Raw genomic sequence first — 933 nt, forward strand, 5'->3', positions numbered from 1 at the left:
ATTGAAACATACAGCACTTGAAGAAAAAGAGGATGAGAGCCGGTCATTTGTAAGCGGCATTATTGACGATGCAAGTGAGCTTGTAAGCGGACTATTCTCATCCACTACAAGCTCGAAGCAAGGCGAATAAAACTTACTTAAACGCCCATTGTTGAATTGTGTGTTTTTGTTCGTTTGTTGTTTGTTTTGTTTGTGTTTTTAGCGCATCAATAGTCGGTAAACCCTGATCTATTGGCGCAGATGGTGTCGCGGTCACAGCTACGTTAGCAGGAGCATCCGCAACAACAGCTGCCGACACTGGACTATGCTTCTCAGCATCATATGGCTCTGACATCGCTACGATATTGCCATTTTGATCAACAACAGAAGCTACAAAGGCTAGCGCAAAGTCACGCGCTTCTCTAACGTTAGCAACATCTTTAAAATCAAACGATAAGGCTTGTCCAGCCGAAGCATCAAATTCAACAAACTGCGGGTCGGATTCAACTAGCTCTGAACGCTCTCCATCTGGACCTACTTTAGATACCGCCCAAACACTCGTGTAATTAAAGACAACCTTTTGCTTCCCAGGCTTGAGTGCGTAATGCGTATCGATATTTGAAAGCAAATATTCTTTCATTTTCTTCCCATTAATACGCGTAATCTCAATATTTTCACCCGCCGTGATCATCGCTTGCTGATCTGCAGCTAGGGCTTCTCCTTCATATACTTGTACTGGCTTTGTTGAACAACCTGCCAAAAATAGCAACACGAGGCATACTACAGTTATTTTTAATGTATTCATGATGGTCCTAGGAAATTTAAAACTCAGTGTGCCATTCTGAACGCAGTATGTGTAGCTTTCAACATACCAAAGGCCTAACTAAACAATGCTAACTCTAATTTCATAAAACAAGATCTAGACACCCAAACAGATAGATTGTTTTTTATACA

Annotated in this window: 1 protein-coding gene; it reads right to left on the reverse strand. The window is 41.5% G+C overall.

Features of this window, described 5'->3' with window-relative positions; genetic code table 11:
- Positions 1 to 133 precede the first annotated feature (133 nt).
- Complete coding sequence (locus A3762_RS11115; protein WP_068755517.1) at positions 134 to 784, reverse strand: DUF2057 family protein; 651 nt, start codon at positions 782 to 784, stop codon at positions 134 to 136.
- Positions 785 to 933: the final 149 nt, after the last annotated feature.

This window comes from Oleiphilus sp. HI0125 (genome assembly GCF_001635355.1).

Bases quoted from the DNA above. Each gene is read 5' to 3' on its own strand.
- A3762_RS11115 (WP_068755517.1), bottom strand. From the start codon at position 784: ATGAATACATTAAAAATAACTGTAGTATGCCTCGTGTTGCTATTTTTG.